The organism is Corynebacterium jamesii, from assembly GCF_046097395.1.
GTDB lineage: Bacteria > Actinomycetota > Actinomycetes > Mycobacteriales > Mycobacteriaceae > Corynebacterium.
Genome location: NZ_CP175789.1, coordinates 1,808,125 through 1,823,321, shown reverse-complemented (window position 1 = coordinate 1,823,321; position 15,197 = coordinate 1,808,125). Strand labels below are relative to the sequence as shown.

10 protein-coding genes are annotated in these 15,197 nt (G+C 63.2%); 5 read left to right on the top strand and 5 right to left on the bottom strand.

All coding sequences use genetic code 11. The features are described 5' to 3' along the window. Window positions 1–8 precede the first annotated feature (8 nt). Together ACKFRT_RS08100 and ACKFRT_RS08095 are read left to right on the top strand one after the other, a co-directional pair. Window positions 9–389, top strand: coding sequence for an RNA-binding S4 domain-containing protein (locus ACKFRT_RS08100; protein WP_408924944.1), 381 nt, complete (start codon window positions 9–11; stop codon window positions 387–389). Window positions 390–500: 111 nt separating this feature from the next. Next, window positions 501–1,316, top strand: coding sequence for a VOC family protein (locus ACKFRT_RS08095; RefSeq protein WP_296216095.1), 816 nt, complete (start codon window positions 501–503; stop codon window positions 1,314–1,316). A gap of 78 nt (window positions 1,317–1,394) precedes the next feature. On the opposite strand, the gene ACKFRT_RS08090 is transcribed toward ACKFRT_RS08095, so the two are convergent. Then, a complete protein-coding gene (locus ACKFRT_RS08090; protein WP_408924943.1) occupies window positions 1,395–3,515 on the bottom strand; it encodes a M13 family metallopeptidase in 2,121 nt (706 codons plus the stop codon). A gap of 47 nt (window positions 3,516–3,562) precedes the next feature. Next, complete coding sequence (locus ACKFRT_RS08085; RefSeq protein ID WP_408924942.1) at window positions 3,563–3,730, bottom strand: hypothetical protein; 168 nt, start codon at window positions 3,728–3,730, stop codon at window positions 3,563–3,565. An 80-nt stretch (window positions 3,731–3,810) separates the two neighbouring features. On the opposite strand from ACKFRT_RS08085, the gene ACKFRT_RS08080 reads away from it, so the two are divergent. The 3 genes from ACKFRT_RS08080 to ACKFRT_RS08070 all read left to right on the top strand — a co-directional run bounded on the left by ACKFRT_RS08080 (window position 3,811) and on the right by ACKFRT_RS08070 (window position 7,057). Beyond that, on the top strand, window positions 3,811–4,512 hold the full coding sequence (locus ACKFRT_RS08080; RefSeq protein ID WP_408924941.1) for a hypothetical protein: 702 nt from the start codon (window positions 3,811–3,813) through the stop codon (window positions 4,510–4,512). Beyond that, window positions 4,505–5,473, top strand: a complete 969-nt coding sequence (locus ACKFRT_RS08075) for a PrsW family intramembrane metalloprotease (RefSeq protein ID WP_408924940.1) — start codon at window positions 4,505–4,507, stop codon at window positions 5,471–5,473. Before ACKFRT_RS08080 ends, ACKFRT_RS08075 begins: the two co-directional genes overlap by 8 nt. Before the next feature lie 123 nt (window positions 5,474–5,596). Continuing rightward, window positions 5,597–7,057 (top strand): glycoside hydrolase family 25 protein, encoded by a 1,461-nt coding sequence (locus tag ACKFRT_RS08070; RefSeq protein WP_296216103.1) that lies wholly within the window; start codon window positions 5,597–5,599, stop codon window positions 7,055–7,057. Between the two features lie 726 nt (window positions 7,058–7,783). Here ACKFRT_RS08070 and ACKFRT_RS08065 read toward each other — a convergent pair. From ACKFRT_RS08065 to ACKFRT_RS08055, 3 genes are all read right to left on the bottom strand, one after another. Next, complete coding sequence (locus tag ACKFRT_RS08065; RefSeq protein ID WP_408924939.1) at window positions 7,784–11,248, bottom strand: arabinosyltransferase domain-containing protein; 3,465 nt, start codon at window positions 11,246–11,248, stop codon at window positions 7,784–7,786. A gap of 132 nt (window positions 11,249–11,380) precedes the next feature. Beyond that, window positions 11,381–13,624 (bottom strand): galactan 5-O-arabinofuranosyltransferase, encoded by a 2,244-nt coding sequence (locus ACKFRT_RS08060; RefSeq protein ID WP_408924938.1) that lies wholly within the window; start codon window positions 13,622–13,624, stop codon window positions 11,381–11,383. 83 nt (window positions 13,625–13,707) lie between these two features. Then, window positions 13,708–15,117 carry an NYN domain-containing protein gene (locus tag ACKFRT_RS08055; protein WP_408924937.1) on the bottom strand — a complete coding sequence of 470 codons (1,410 nt, stop codon included), beginning with the start codon at window positions 15,115–15,117 and terminating at the stop codon, window positions 13,708–13,710. Window positions 15,118–15,197 lie beyond the last annotated feature (80 nt).

The following is a 15,197-nucleotide window of genomic DNA, read 5'->3' as shown; positions in this document are numbered from 1 at the left end:
TAAGCCCCATGGAGTTTCCTTTGGTCAGCATTCGCGATTCCGAGATCAAGCTGGGGCAGTTCATCAAACTGGCCAACCTGGTGGAAACCGGCGGGGAGGCCAAGGAGGCCATCGCCGCTGGAGCTGTGCAGGTCAACGGCGAAGTCGATACCCGCCGTGGCAAGGCGCTTCGCCCTGGTGACGAGGTTACCTTGGTCGACGGAGAAACCGGAGAAGTGCTGGCAGGGGCGGTCGTCGCCAGTGCAGCCAGCGCGGATTCGCCTTTGAGCGACGAGAACGACGATGATCTCGGCGAGTTCTTCGACGAATCCACCGCGGACGATGACTTCGATCCGGAGAAGTGGCGGAACGTCAAGCTGGAGGATGTCCGCGAGGACAACGCGATCTAGCGTTGGGCGGTGACGTCACCGGGGCGCGAGCGGGGTGGCGCGCTTAAAAATAGCCCCGAACCAACACCACGCAGAAACAAACGAAGGCAAGAAGCAAGTAGTGGAGGAACTATGCCTGCAATGATCGCCCAGCCCGGAATGCCCCTGTGGCTGGATCTGGCCAGCACCGATGCGGCCGCGGCCCAGAAGTTTTACGGCGAGCTGCTGGGTTGGGAGTTCGAGTCTCCGTCCGAGGGGTATTCCGTGGCGAAGAAACAGGGCATGCCGGTAGCGGGTATCGCGCAGATCCCGGAGGACAACCAGTCGGTATGGGGCCTGCTGCTGTACACCCCGGATGTGAAGCAGGCGCACGATAAGGCCGTGGAGGCTGGGGCGAAGTCCGCACTGGAGCCGCAGAACCTGGGAGAGCGCGGCGAGATGGCGATCCTGGTGGATCCGGCGGGCGCGACCATTGGCCTGCGTAACCCGGCGGACGAGCACGCGCTGATCGCCGCGGGTGAGCCCGGTACTCCGGTGTGGTTTGAGCTGATGGTGGCCCAGAGTTGGGACACGACACTGGAGTTCTACCACGAGCTCGCCGGATGGGACGTGAAGGTCTCTGGTGGGGCGGAAGCCGACTTCCGCTACGCCACCGGTGAGTTCGATGGCGCGGCCGTGGCGGGCTTGTGGGATACTTCCGCGCTGGAGGTGCCCAGCATGTGGACCGCTTACTTGGGCGTGGCCAGTGTGGATGACGCTATTGCCAACACCCCCGAGCTGGGTGGCACGGTGATCCGCCCGGCCTGGGAGTCCGAGTTCGGCCGTATGGCCACCATCGAGGATCCGACGGGTGCGCTGGTGAACCTGTGCGAGGTCGAGGAGTTCGTCCCCGACGAGGACGCACACGAGCCGGATCTGCTGGCCCCGGAGAACTTCCAGGCGTTCTAGCGCGCCGGGGTGCGCCGGACTGCGCCGGGCCGCGTCGGTATGCGCCAGGCTAGCGCCGGTGTGCGCCCGGCTAGCGCGCTACCAGATGCAGACGCGCTCGTCCTCGGCCAGCCACATGCCGTCGCCCTCGCGGACGTCGAAGGCCTCGTAGAACTCCGCGATGTTGCTGGAAACTACGTTGCAGCGGAACTCCGCCGGCGAGTGCGGGTCGATAGAGGCGTACTGCGCTGCCATCTGCGGGCGGATGGCGGTCTGCCAGATACGCGCCCAGCGCAGGAACACGCGCTGCAGGGCTGTGTACTCGGTGGTGTCCGGGTTGCCCTCGGCATCCACCAGCCCCTCGACAGGCAGCTTCTCTGCCGTCTCGAATGTCTGCCCGTTGTCGGCCAGGTAGCGGCGCAGCGCGACGATCGCGATGCCCAATCCGCCCAGGTCGCCGATGTTTTCACCCAGCGTGAAGTTGCCGTTGACAGTGTGCTCCGTGATGCCACGCTGGCGCAGACCCGTCGGCACCAGTCCGTCATACTGCGCCACCAACTTGTCGGTCAGCGCGGTGAAGGCCTCGCGGTCCTCCTCGGTCCACCAGGAATTCAGGTTGCCGTCGCCGTCGTACTTCGATCCCTGGTCGTCGAAGCCGTGACCGATCTCGTGGCCGATGACGGCGCCGATAGCGCCGAAGTTTCCGGCCATGTCGGCCGCCGGGTCAAAGAATGGTGGGCGCAGGATGGCAGCCGGGAAGGTGATGTCGTTCTTCACCGGGTTGTAGAACGCGTTCACCGTCTGCGGGGTGGCGAACCACGTTTCGTTGTCGCTGGGCTTACCCAGCTTGGATACCTCGTAGTTGTGGTTGAAGCGGCTGGCCGCCCGCACGTTCGCCAGCAGATCCGCGCCAGTAGCGCCGAATTCCAGGCCGCTGAAGTCGCGCCACTTATCCGGGTAGCCAATCTTTGCCTCGAACTTCTCCAGCTTCGCCAGCGCCTTCTCGCGCGTCGCAGGGGTCATCCACTGCAGCTCGCCGATGCGCTCGCGGTACGCGGCGATCAGGTAATCCACCAGCTCCAGCATCTTCTGCTTGTGCTCCGGCGGGAAGTGCTGGGCGACGAACTTCTTGCCGACCTCTTCGCCCACGGCGCCCTCGACCAGAGCCACGCCACGCTTCCAGCGTGCCCGCTGCTCCGTCGCGCCGGACAGGGTGCGCCCGTAGAACTCCCAGTTCCGCAGGTTTACCTCCGTCGGCAGGTATGCCGCGCTGCTCAAGATCACTCGCCAATAGGCCCACAGCTTCCACTCATCCAGGCCGCTGACCTGCGGGTTATCGCCTTCACCAGTGGCCATTGCCGCGACGTGCTCCAGGTAACTGGGCTGGCACACCACGATGGTGGCTCCGCCGGCGCTCTGCGTATCCACACCCGTGGCGGCTAGCCACTCTTGGAACGGGAAGCCGGTCGGCAGATCCTCCACCTTCGTCGGGTTGTAAGTCTTCTCGGCATCGCGGCTAGCCACGTTATCCCAGTGCCCGCGCGCCAGCTCGGTTTCGAAGGCGCAGATTGCATCCGCCGCCGCGGCAGCATCCGCGTTCGCGTATTTACCGGGCCGCTCTAGCTCGCTGACCAAGCCCAGCATGTCCTCAACGAACTCGCGGTAAGCCTTGCGGGTCTCGGCGTGCTGTTCCTCCCGGTAGTATGCCTCGTCCGGCAGCCCCAGACCCGTCTGCACCAGGTAGGCACGCTCGATGTCCTGCGAGGAATCCTTTTCGATCCAATACCCCGCAACCCCGCCGGTGCCTTCCATATCCAGCGTGCCGAGGACCTTGGCTAGGTCGCTGACCGAGGTGGCGCCTTCAATAAGCCCCACAGGCTCCCGAAGACCGGCAAGGCCCGCGGTGGCGATGCCCTGCACGTCCATGAACGACGAGTACAGAGCGCCCACGCGACCATCTGGTTCGTCGGTGGCGGCGGCCTCTACGATTTCGCGAACCTCCTGTTCAGCACGGTCGCGCAGCTCGTGGAAAGTGCCGTCCACTGGGCGGTCGCTCGGGATCTTGTGGGTGGCCAACCAGGCGCCGTTGACGTGGCGGTACAGATCCTGCGCCGGCGAAGGCTGGGCTGCCTCACCCGCCTGGTTCTGCGCCGGAGCCTCGGAAATGTCATCCGGGATTGCTGCGGCCAGGGCATTTTCTTGCGCGTTGTTTTCTACCATGCCCACTACCTTAGACACCGCTGCCGACAGGGTGTCCGGCGCAGTAGTTACGCTAGGGCGTATGTTCCATCATCCCGCGCCACCAGGTGCGCCAGCCAGTCCGCCCGCTGGCTCGCCAGCCTATCCGCCAGCTCGTCCACCACAGCGTCCGGTGTTCCCGGTTGTGCCCACGCCTGCTGCCCGCCCCGCCCCGCCCACGACGTATCGCCCCGCACCCACTAGCCCGAAGCGGCGCGGTGCGTATTCGGCGTATCTCTTGGGGGTGTTGTTGTCGCTGGTCGGGGGTGCCTTTATTGTGGACGCCACCCTGGAAGACGACCGCCAATCCCTCACCGTCGCGGAGGGAATGGCGGACTCAATTCTCACGTATTCCGAGTGGCCGCTGCGGTTCGCGACTCTGGAGGAGTGCCACGATTCGCCTGGCCTGGGGCGCCCCGGAGTGATGCAACTGGACTGCGACGGGGAGGATTACGGCGTGATCGGCCTTGGCGGCGTGGACGTACAGGGGGGCGAGGAGACACTCGCCCATGCCGTGAGCCGCGCCGTGCGTGCGCTCACCTTTCACGACGCGGTAGAGCTGCAGTCGACGGATGTACTGGGCAAGTTGTCTGCGGAGGATCAGGCGCGGTTGAAGACCGCGCAGGTCAAGCAGCTGCGCGTAAGTGATAGCTACACGCTGGAGGGGGAGCGGTTCGTGGCTGTGGCTTTCGTACGGGATCCAGATGCGGCTGAGGAGGATGGGGGCCGGAAGGACAGCGCCCAAAACACTGGCACCCAGGAAGATGGTGTGCAGGAAGGCCGGGCGGGTGCGGACCCGGATAACGAGGTGGAACAGAGCCTCGAACCCGACGGCACGGCCCCCATGGTGGTAGTCCAAATGCCGGTGAAGTCGGCGTCCAAAGACACACAGTTAGAAGAGATCGGCGAGCTGGTGCGTGGCGTCAGCGTGGAAGATAGCGAAGATAGCGAAGAAAGCGCAGGTAAGAGCAATGTTTAAACCACGCAACTACCGCGTGTTTGAAGTGCCGCGCGAGTTGCATCTGCGGTACCCGAAGCAGCAACGGCCGACGTTACGCTTGTTCCGCGACGGCTGGATGTTCGCGTACTGGGCGATCCTCATTCCGAGCCTCGCGATGTCCGTGTTCTTGCTGCTCGGCAACAACCCTGCGCTGGTGAGCCCCACGCTGGGGCTGGTGCTGATACTCGGTGTGGTGCATCTGGCGGTGGCGGTGCTGTGTGTGTGGGCGTTGCCCATATATCGCGGCACGCCGAAGCGGTTGGTGGTGTTGGCGTTGCTGTGGGGTGGGGCGGCATCCGTGGTGATGGCGGCAGTGGTGGTCCAGCCGCCGGTGGTCAGCGTCGTGGACAAGCTGGGGTGGTACTCCGTGACCGCCAGCTTTGCCGGTGCGTATCCGGAGGAAATAGCGAAGGGGCTGGGCATCTGGCTGCTGCTGTGGATGGGGCGCGCCTGGTGGAACCGTCCGTGGCACGGCATCGTCGCCGGCTTGCTGGTGGGGCTGGGCTTCGAGGTCTACGAGAACATGATGTACGCGATGATGCTAGCGGTGATGGATCCGGTGTCTGACCTGCAGGGTGCGTTTTCGACGTACTTGGTGCGCGTGATAGCCGGGCCCGCTAAACACATGATGTTTAGCGCGTTGGTCGGCTATGGAATCGGGCTGGCGATGTTTGTGGGCGCGAAGGCGGGGAAGCGGCGCGGCGGAGCCTGGCGCCTGGGGGCGATCGTGCTGTGGGGTGGCCTGGGTTTCTTGACGCACTTTGCGTGGAATGTCCGGTGGTTCAATGCGCCGACGTTGTTTCAGGTGCTGTGGATGGGGCTTGTGTGGGTGCTGTTGGTGGTGCTTGTGATGTGGCTGATCGTGTGGACAAGTGTGGAGTTTCTGCGGTGGAAGAGGAGGGGCGTTTGCCCAGCTGTGACGATATATCAGCGAGTGTGATGAAAATCACATAGTGACATGAGCAGGGGTTTTGGCCTTAATGGTTTCGTGAGGCGAAAAGTGTTCCCCTTGTGGTTGATGTGAACAATGTGAAAGTTGTGGCTTTTGGGTATGGTGTGACTCATGATTTCACTGCCATGGCGCCGCTCCACGCGCACGTCCGTACCGAAACGCCTCACCGCAACGGCACTCGCTGGCTCCGCTCTGACGGTGGCAGCGCTCGTCGCCACCGATGTTGTCCCCGTCCCCTCGTGGGCGCTGGATGGCATTGACGTTGCCTCTCACCAGCACCCCGGTGGTGCAGCAATTGACTGGACAGCGGTAAAGCAGTCCGGCCAGTCCTTTGTCTTCGTCAAGGCGACCGAGGGCACGTCCTACACCAACCCGGCGTTCACCACAGACTCCGCCAAGGCTCAGCAGGCCGGCCTGGTTCCGGGTAGCTACCACTACGCCCGCCCGGGCAGCCGCAACCCGCGTGCCGAGGCTCGCCACTACGCCAGCGTCCTGGCTACTGGTGTGCAGCCGTCTCTGCCTCCGGTGCTGGACTTGGAGGAGCACGGGGGTCTGAACCCAACCGAGCTGCAGAACTGGGTCCGCGAATGGATCGACGAGATTAAGACCCTGACTGGCCGTGATCCGATCATCTACACCTACTACAGCTTCTGGATCCAGCGGATGGCGAACACTACCGAGTTCTCTGAGTATCCGCTGTGGCTGGCCTACTATCGTGACACCCTCCCGGATAACATCCCGGGCGGTTGGGATCACGTCACCTTCTGGCAGTACTCCGGCTCTGGCCGTGTGAACGGCGTGCAGACCCAGGTGGATCTGAACAAGTACTACGGCGACGACGCTGCTCTGAACGCCTTGGCTTCCGGCTTGCCGTCGAACACTGCTGCGGGCCAGGCTTCCGATGCCATGGACGCGATGCGCCCGGCAGTTGAAGGCGAGGCCGAGATCGCCAACAAGATTGAGCACGCCACCGGCGTGAACGTCCCGCTGGCCTCCGATTTCATGATGCAGCTGCTGGGTGTTATCGGTGGCCGCGTGTCCCCCGATGTTCTGCTGACCCAGGGTAAGAAGCAGATCGAGGGTAAGGATCCGGCTCAGGTTGCCGGCTCCATCAGCGACGGCCAGGGCGCTCAGGTATCCGGTTCCATGAAGACCGCCCAGGAGGTTCTGACCGCCTACACCGCCCTGTCGGGTGCGCTGAAGGAGTTCAACGCTGGCGACAAGAAGCTGCCGGTCGAGGCCATCCTTAAGCTGATCCAAAGTGCTGCGCCCAACGCTGGCGCTGGCCAGGGTGGCACCGTGAACATTGGCCAGATCCTGAGCCTGCTGCAGCAGTTCGGTGGTATCTCTAACTGGAACGCCAAGCTGGAAAACGGTGAGGTTCAGCCTGATGCGAACGCGTTTGCCGACCTTGCGGACGCCGCCCAGGCCGCGAACCCGGACAGTTCCGCTGCTGCGGACGCTGCCGCTGCACCTGCGCCGGGGGCACAGTCGGGGGCACAGGGTGCTCCGGCCGCTCCGGTTCCGCCTGCAGCGCCGGCACCCGTCGCAGCTGCACCTGCAGCCAACTAACTAACCTCTGCGCCTGCAGCCAACTAACTAACCTCTGCGCCTGGCTGGTAGCGCGTAGCGCACTAGCAGCCAAGTTCCAAGAGCGTCGCCCTTTCGGGCGGCGCTTTTCTAATGCCAGGGGCCATGCCAGTGCTTCGTACGTCAGCTGCTTCGTACGGTAGCTGTGGTTTGCGTGCTCCGCCCCTGTATCCGTGCGGAATGTCCGGACGGCAACCGGCGTAGCGTTTTCGACGTGCTTCGCCCCCGTGTCCGTGCGGAATGTCCAAAATTCCACGTCTTAAAATATAACTATTCTATTTGCGCAGGTCAGGGCGCTGGCATTTTAAGCTGCAGATCCTCTACTTCTGATAACTCGTAGATTTTGGACATTCCTGCGCCGTACCCGCTGCGCCCCGCCTGCAGCGCCGTACCCGCTGCGCCCCGCCTGCAACGCCGTGCCCGCTGCGCCTTGCCTGCACGCCGTAGCCACTGCACCTTGCCTCAAGTATCCCCGAGCACCTTCCCGGGTGCGCAAATGCGGCGGGGTGGAAACATCCACCCCGCCGCGAGAGGCTCCCGAGCTCGCTCTTCTGCCGGAGCTCCCTGGGCACGCACTTTCGCCGGAGCTCCCTGGGCACACTTTTCCGCTGGAGTTCCCTGGGCACGCTCTCCCACCGAGGCTCCCGAGCTCGCACTCCCGTTGGAGCCTTCTGGGCTCGCTCTTCTGTAGGAGCCCAGCCCCGGAACCTAGTCCGAGAACTTCATCGGGCCGTTGTACCAGAGACCGGAGCGCTTATCCGTCTCCGTATCCAGCTTCACCGGCTTCGGAGCCTCGCCAAACGCGTTCGGGAACGGCGTCAGCTTGTCCAGCACGCCCCAGTCTCGTTGCCAGTCGTCCTGCAGATAGGTCGGCAGCTCCTCAGCCTGCGCGGTCATCTGCACCAGTCCATAAGAACCACCGCCGGAGTAGTCCATCACCGGGGTGTGGTTGCCCCGCACGTCGTGGTCCGGTGAGATGCGGAACTCGGGGGTCTCCGCCACTCCAGCCCAGTGGTCGTACGGCCTCTGGCACGGGAACTGGAAAGCGATAGTCCAGTCCAGCAGCGTTGGTGCCTCAGATCCCACGTAGTCGTTAAGCGTTTCCATCTCCGGCACGCGCGGCGGCGTAATCGCGATCCACTGCGCGGGTGTCAGGTTCGGATCATTCGCGACGATGCGCACCGAGTCCGCATCCTCCGGCACCTGGTCCATCGGAATGCGCAGGTTGCGCCACTCGGGTGCGTAGCCCGGGTCCAGCGGAATCTGCTCGCCGAGTACCTCGAAGTCCTCGGCCTTCTTGGAGCCACCGGACTTACCGAACTCCACCTTGATCTCCTGGCCGTACTTGTAGATGCCGTCCATGTCGAAGTGGCCTACCTGGCCAGCCACGCTGAATACCAGCAGCGGCTTGCCGTCGCGGTTCTTCGGCAGGCTGTACCAGCTGGTGGTGGTGTTCGCGGGCATCTGCAGCCCTTCGGTGAACGAGCCGACCACCGGCACCCGGTTGGCGTCGATCCCGAACGGCAGCACGGCATAAGACCCGTTCACGCCCTTGTCGGCGTGCAGACCACCGGTGGTACCGGATGCGTCATTGCCGTCGTTGCTGCCCTCCTTGCTGCCGGACTCGTTTGTTGCCTTGTCTTGAGACGCCGCAGCCTGCGTTTTTTCACTGTCAGAGGACGTGCCCGAATCATCGGTGCCGGAATCCTCGTTGCGGAACTGCTCGGTGGAGCCCACCGCAGATTGGGAATCGCTGCTGGACTTCGAGTCGATCTTGGCGGGGATGTTGTTTGGCTCGAAGCCACGGCCTCCACCGCTGGTCAGGGAGTCCTTCAGCGAGCTGCCGTCGGCGGGCTCTAGGAAGGAATCGTTGGTGTTGTTTTCCACCAGAACGTCCGCGGCCTGGTTGCAGCTCTGGCCTGCCAGGGCCATCACATTGCCCTTGCCCACGGAGTAAGCAGGCCACTGGCTGAACATGCCCTTTGACATGGAGGCTAGGGTAAACAGGACCGTGATGGTCGTCAGCACGGCGATCGGCGCGGCCGTCAGGCCGCGGAAGCGGTAGAGCTTTTTGCGCTCGGCCCGCTCCAGATCGGCCACTTCCGATTCCGTAGTGGCACGGGCGTGTTTGGCGTCGGCAAGAAAACCAACGACTGCGCCCCAGATAAGAACAACAACAGAAACACCGAGCATCACGCTGCTAGCGGTGATGCCAGAGATCTGTACCGGCTTGTCCCACCACGGTACGCCGTAGGAGGACAGGTACCACCAGCCGTTCGGCCCCGCGAGCGTGAAGGCGAACAGCATCAGTGTAGACCCCAGGAACAGGATCTGGTTGCGCCTGGTCTCCAGTGCGAAGCGCGAGGCGGCAACGGCTGCCAGGGCTGTCAGCGCGGCACCAATGCCCGCGAATACGCCGAAGTGGTGGGTCCACTTGGTGGGCGTGAAGGTCATGAAGAATAGGGTGCCGACCGTCACCAGCAGTAGACGTGTGGAAGGCCCCTTGGCTGCGCCGGTGATGCGGCCGTTGCGCAGAATGGCGGCGACGACTATGCCGATGCAGAAGAACAGCATGACCATGGTGAAGCGGCGCGGGAAGCTGCCGTCGACGGTCTGCTCCATGAGCGCTTCGTAACGCCGGAACTCGTCGTACCAGTGCATTGATGGGCCAATGGCGCCGCGCAGCTTGATGGCCTCGGTGACGGTGCGTAGCGTCTGGTCGGCGAAAACGGCCGTGAGGATGGCGGTGCCGGCGGCCAGGAACGGGGCGATCTGCGCCATGATGGCGCCGATGACCGTCTTCTTTGGAGCACCCTTCGGTGCGCCCAGCAGTGGCAGGCGGCGGGTGAGGATGCGGATCAGTGCGCCCAGGGAGGCCAGCAGGGCAGAGACGGCCATCAGGCCGGTCGGGCCGGCGCCCAGTGCCAAGGTGGCGATGATCGTGCCGACCGCGGCGGGGAGCAGGCGGTGGGTGGCGATGGCGCGTTCGAAGGAGACCCAGGCCAGCAGGGAGAGGACGGCAATGATCGGCTCCGGGCGCGTGCCGTTGTTAAAGGTCATCCAGAACAACAGGAATGTTGCGGCCATGGTCCAGTGGGCGACCTGGCGCTGGTTGATCTTGGCGCCAAGACGCGGCATGACTTCGCGCGAGAGGATCAGCCACGTGACGATGCCAGCGATGAGCGAAGGCAGGCGCATCCAGATCGATGCGGAAGAGACGTGCGTCATCAGCGCCAGCAGGTCGTAAAACGGCGAGCCGAAGGGAGATTCCGGTACGCCGAACCAGCGGTAGTAGTTGGCCATGTAGCCGGACTCGCCGGCGACTTTGGCCATGGTCAGAAGGTAACCATCGTCCGAGGTGTTGGCGCCGACGAAGTACCACGCGAGCAGGATGAAGCCGACAACCCCGTCGAGGGGTCGGGGCTTCCACCAGTTGCGGTGGAACAGGCGACGAGAGGTGCTGCGCTTATCCAGGATGTCGATGCGGTACAGGCAGTATAGGGAGATCGCGGTGGCGATCATGCCCACGAAGATGGCCAGGTATTTGATGGCCGAGGGAGAAGAGGTAAAGCGGGAATCGACGGTGACGTGTGCCTCGAAGCCCGCGTCGATTGTGCTGTTGGAGTTCTTCTCGGTGTTCTTAATGTCTGTGTAGATGCCGGTGAGGGCGGGGCGGACATCCGCGTCGATGCTGGAATCCAGCGTGTAGTCCAGGGACTTGTCTGCGTCCGGCACCCAGGCGCGCGTGGATTCGTAGTCTGCAGTGATGCGCAGCTTCGCATCATCTGGCAGTTTCTTCAGGGCATCCTTCTGGATGGACAGGGGAACCACGTTGCGCACGACCACGTCGAGGCTGTCGTCGGTCGAGCGGACGAAAAGGCCGCGCAGGGTGGCCTCCGTGGATTCCGGCGGCAGGGTCGACAAAATGTTCGTCGCCCCGTTATCCAGGTTTCGGATTTCCTTGATCGGCACCGTGATGTCTACATCCTGGGGGACGTAGGAGATCAGCGGCGCCTGGACGGAAGTGAGGTCATCGTCCTGGGGCCAGTTGAAAGAAGATTGCACCTGGTTTACAGGCAGGAAGGGCAAAGAAAGGAACATCACCAGGCCGATAAGGCCAGAGACGATGGACGCTAACTTTAGTTTCCCTGTTGGCTGCTGAACTTTAGACACAACAGGTTATTGTAGGCCACGAGAGGACGAAGACAGAACTCAAATAGCCTATTTCCCGAGTTTCTTGTTAATTAATGTTACGCAGATAGATTCCTGGGACAGTCTCGGTGCCACCGCGTTAGCGTCGCCCGGCTAGCGCTGTCGGACTGCCACTACGAACGGTCCGACCTGGTGCAGGTTCCACCCCTTGGCGAAGGCTGTGGCTTCGAAGTGGATGGGGCGGAAGCGCACGTTGGGCTGGCTGGGGTATAGGTCGTCCGCCACCAGGTAGGTGAACGTTCCGTTGCCGGCTCCCTTTACCTGTGGCAGTGGGCGATTCGCGCGATCGGCGTTAGTTACCCCGCCTTCCGTCCCAGGGTCCTCGCCGCCTTCGACGGAGCTGTTCTCCGCGCTAGTGCCTGCTGCGCTGCCGCTTTCTGCGTTTTCTGCGGAACTGCTGCTCGGGCCGACTTGGGCGTCGCTACCAGAATCCCCATTCGATTCCTTGGAATCATCCACGAGGTCGAGCTGCCCGCGTAGCAGAAGTGCATCGGGAGCTTTCCAGCCGTTGTCCTTTTCGGCCTGGTCCATCGCCGCCAGCAGTTCCTCGGGCTTGGTGATCCCGCTCCAGCGCTCGATCTCTTCGTTTCGGCGTGCGAAGTCTCCAAGCGGGTTGGCGTAGTGGGCGGTGAAAGCCTGATAACCGTGGTACGGGTAGTAAGCCATGAAGCTCTTCTCGTCCGTGAGCAGCACCTTGCCTGCCCGGCCGCCGAGCTCCTTGGAAAGCACTTCATCGACCTTCGCGAAGTACACCCCTGAGTCGCCGGGAAGCCTGTCGGCGCGCTTGCCCTCTCCGTCAGTATCTGTGTAGGCCGTGTCGATGTGTCCCTCGTGCGCAAAGGGGATCTGCGAGGCATAGTGAATGCCGCAGACGGCCATGACGATCGCCACAACACGGCTGATCAGCACGCTGTTTCCGGCCTTGCGGGCGGCCGGTGCCGTGAGCTGCGGAACGTACACCAGGCGCCACTCCGCGATGGCCAGTACGCCGGCCACGGCGAGGATGATGCTAATCGGCACCGCCACGCGAAATCCCAGCAGCGTGGTGCCAAACACGGTCATCAGCAGCGACAGTATCACCCACACGTAGCAGACGATCAGGCCGAGGGTCAGGGCGCGAACGTCGCCATCCTTGCGACGGAACACCGCCCACACTAGGGCGATGATGGAAAGAATGCCGATGGCCGCCGACTCGAAGAACGGCGTGGGAATCTGCGTGGCAACCTCTGGCAGGTAGTGCTGCGCGGTGCCCGTGGGGCCGTGGTGCTGAGAGATCAGACCCCACAGGTACGGCCCCCAGCCCAGGGCGGCGATAGCCAACGAACCAACTCCGATTATCACGAGCTTGATCAGTGGCTTGATGCTCTTGGACGTCATCGAGCCAGCCACGGCCAGTACCACCACCGTCAGTGCCGAGACGGCGGTATACAGGGTGTATAGGTTGGCTGATAGGCCCAGGTAGACGATGGATCCGACCAGCGCGAAGCGCCCCCCGTGCAGCGCGCGTCGGGCGACAATAAGCGCCGGCGGCATGCCCATGGCCACGATCGCAGCATAGGGCTCGTCGCCGCCGACCGTCAGGGTTACTGCCACTGTCACCAGCGCCAGCGCGCTGGCCACCGGGAGTGATCCGCAGATCCGTTGCCACACTGGTACCAGCATGCTGCCTGCCATAGCCATGGTCACCAGCGCCCACGGCTGCATAGCAACCCAGCCGCTCAGCCCGAAGGTGCGGGCGAATAGTCCACCGCTGAAGAACCACAGGCCGGGGTAGAAGGATGGCTGGTCGATGTAAGCCATGTCCTCCCAGCCCAGCTGGTCCGTCATGCGCGTCAGAAACTGTGTGCGAAATGCCTGGTCTACGCTGATTCCGCCGAGGTAAAGCTGAGTCGCGGCCAACGGCACTCCCAGCGCTGCCAGTACTAGCACCGCGGGCGCTAGGTACATCACTAGCTGTAGTAGGATGCTAACCCATACTCGCAGGTGGGGCCGGGGGGTACTCCGTGCCCCCAAGCGATCCTTCCGTGTGCCCGTGCCTGTGCTTGTGCTTGTGCCCCGTGTAGTGCGCATCCACCGCGCCGGGTAGATCCACCAGTAGCAGGCTAGTCCGGTGAGTATCACTAGGATCGCAATCGCCGCCGTCGTCAGTCCGCGGAGTACAAAGCTGTTGGTAAACGCGGGGAAGTTCGTCTGCGAAATCACGAACCACCCCACGGTGGTTCCGGCGAATGCGAGCACGCCTGTCACAACCAGGCGCACGAGGGTCTGGCGCGCGGACAGCGCATCCTTGGTAAAGGGAACTGTCCGATCGGCCTTCGTGGCGGAACTTGAGCTCATTGCTTCATTCTTACACACGCCTCGGACAACCCCCGTTGCCCGAAGCAGTGTGTGGGTGGATGCGCAGAATCAGTCGCGGTGCGTTAGCGCAGCATAATCGCCCTAATTCCGGAATGGAAGCCGTCGCGCAGGCCCACTCGCTGTGCCTCGGAGAGCGTGTATTCGTGCAGCGTCTCACATGCAAACTGTAACAGCGGCCGGTCGATCTCCGGCGGCAGTCCTCCACCCGACAGCAAGTGAGCGTTGTCGCGCTGTTCCTCGTTCGCCACGTTGTCGTACCACCACACGGCGTACTGTTGCCCGATGTCGGAGGGGCTCTGCTCGCCCGCGGTCGACCACACTTCGTTCGGTAGTGGAACGTAACGGCTACGCAGTTTGCGGTGGCGCGCCATCATGCCCGGGTTCGGGCGCGGCTTCGGCTTGGGCGCTTCTTCTGCCGTTTTACTTGTGGACGCCGCCGCTTCCGGCTCGGCCGCCACCTCAGCAGCGTGGCTCGTTTCCGCGGTGTCTGCCGGTTCTGTTGAGCTTGTTCCTCCCGCCGACGTTGCCGCTCTCGCCGAGGCCTTCGTGCCTTCCTGGTTTACGCTCGGGCGGGTTGCGCCCCGGGAGGTAGCGGCCGGTCCGCTGCGTACAGGTTCGGGGATCTGCGGCTTGGCTGCAGGCTGCAGGTCGGCAGGGGTGACCTTCTTCTCGGTGGTTTTCTCCTTATCTTCGCCCGAGCCTTCGCCCGTGTTGTCTTTAGTGTCCTCATCGGTTCCATCGTCTGCGCCTTCGCGCGAGCTAGTGCCAGTGCCATCGTCGGCGCCCTCGCTGGTGCTATCGCTGGTGCCGTCGCCGGGAGCGTCCGGAGCCGTGAGCACGCACGGGCTGGAGTCCGCGGGTTCCTCCGCGTCTCCCAGCGGCTTATCCTCCGGTTGTTCGGGCTGTTCACCGGCAGGAAGCGGACCTTCCAGTACCTGCAGGCGCATCGTGTCGCGAAAGTCCTCGCGCGGATCCAGGATTGTCGTCGTATCGCAGGCGAAACGCAGCGCAGAAGACATGGAATCCCAGCCGAAACCGTAGAGGTGTACGCGGATGCCTGCAGCGACGGCCTCTTCTACGCCGGGCAACATGTCGGCGTCTCCAGAAACCAGGACGATATCGGAGACTTGGCGGTTCATCGCGGCGACCACGATGTCCGCGACAAGGCGTGTATCCACGGCCTTCTGGGTGCGGCGGTCGCCCCACTCGATTAGTTGGCCTGCGCGCAGTTGCACGCCCGGCTCACTGCGTAGGGAGCGCTGGTAGCGGTGAGGGCCGGAATCAGGGATGCCGTCGTACCAAAACTGCCGGTGAACGGGCTGTTTCAGTTGGTCTTGGATCATCTGTCCAAGGACTGCCACTACCTCCGGAAGGTCGATCTCTAACTGGGCGCGGGCACCCGTGTCCCAGGAGTTATAAAAGCTCGCTAGCAGGTAAGACGTGTCGACATAGACTTGTGTTCTCTCCAACATTGTTCATTGCTCTTTTCGTTTCGTTAGTAATCAGTTCTCGTATGTTCTTTCCCTCTAGCATGCCTGAAAACTATGTTGTA

Coding starts and splice junctions, on each gene's coding strand:
- ACKFRT_RS08100 (WP_408924944.1), top strand. CDS start 9: ATGGAGTTTCCTTTGGTCAGCATTCGCGATTCCGAGATCAAGCTGGGG.
- ACKFRT_RS08095 (WP_296216095.1), top strand. CDS start 501: ATGCCTGCAATGATCGCCCAGCCCGGAATGCCCCTGTGGCTGGATCTG.
- ACKFRT_RS08090 (WP_408924943.1), bottom strand. CDS start 3,515: ATGGTAGAAAACAACGCGCAAGAAAATGCCCTGGCCGCAGCAATCCCG.
- ACKFRT_RS08075 (WP_408924940.1), top strand. CDS start 4,505: ATGTTTAAACCACGCAACTACCGCGTGTTTGAAGTGCCGCGCGAGTTG.
- ACKFRT_RS08070 (WP_296216103.1), top strand. CDS start 5,597: ATGATTTCACTGCCATGGCGCCGCTCCACGCGCACGTCCGTACCGAAA.
- ACKFRT_RS08060 (WP_408924938.1), bottom strand. CDS start 13,624: ATGAGCTCAAGTTCCGCCACGAAGGCCGATCGGACAGTTCCCTTTACC.
- ACKFRT_RS08055 (WP_408924937.1), bottom strand. CDS start 15,117: ATGTTGGAGAGAACACAAGTCTATGTCGACACGTCTTACCTGCTAGCG.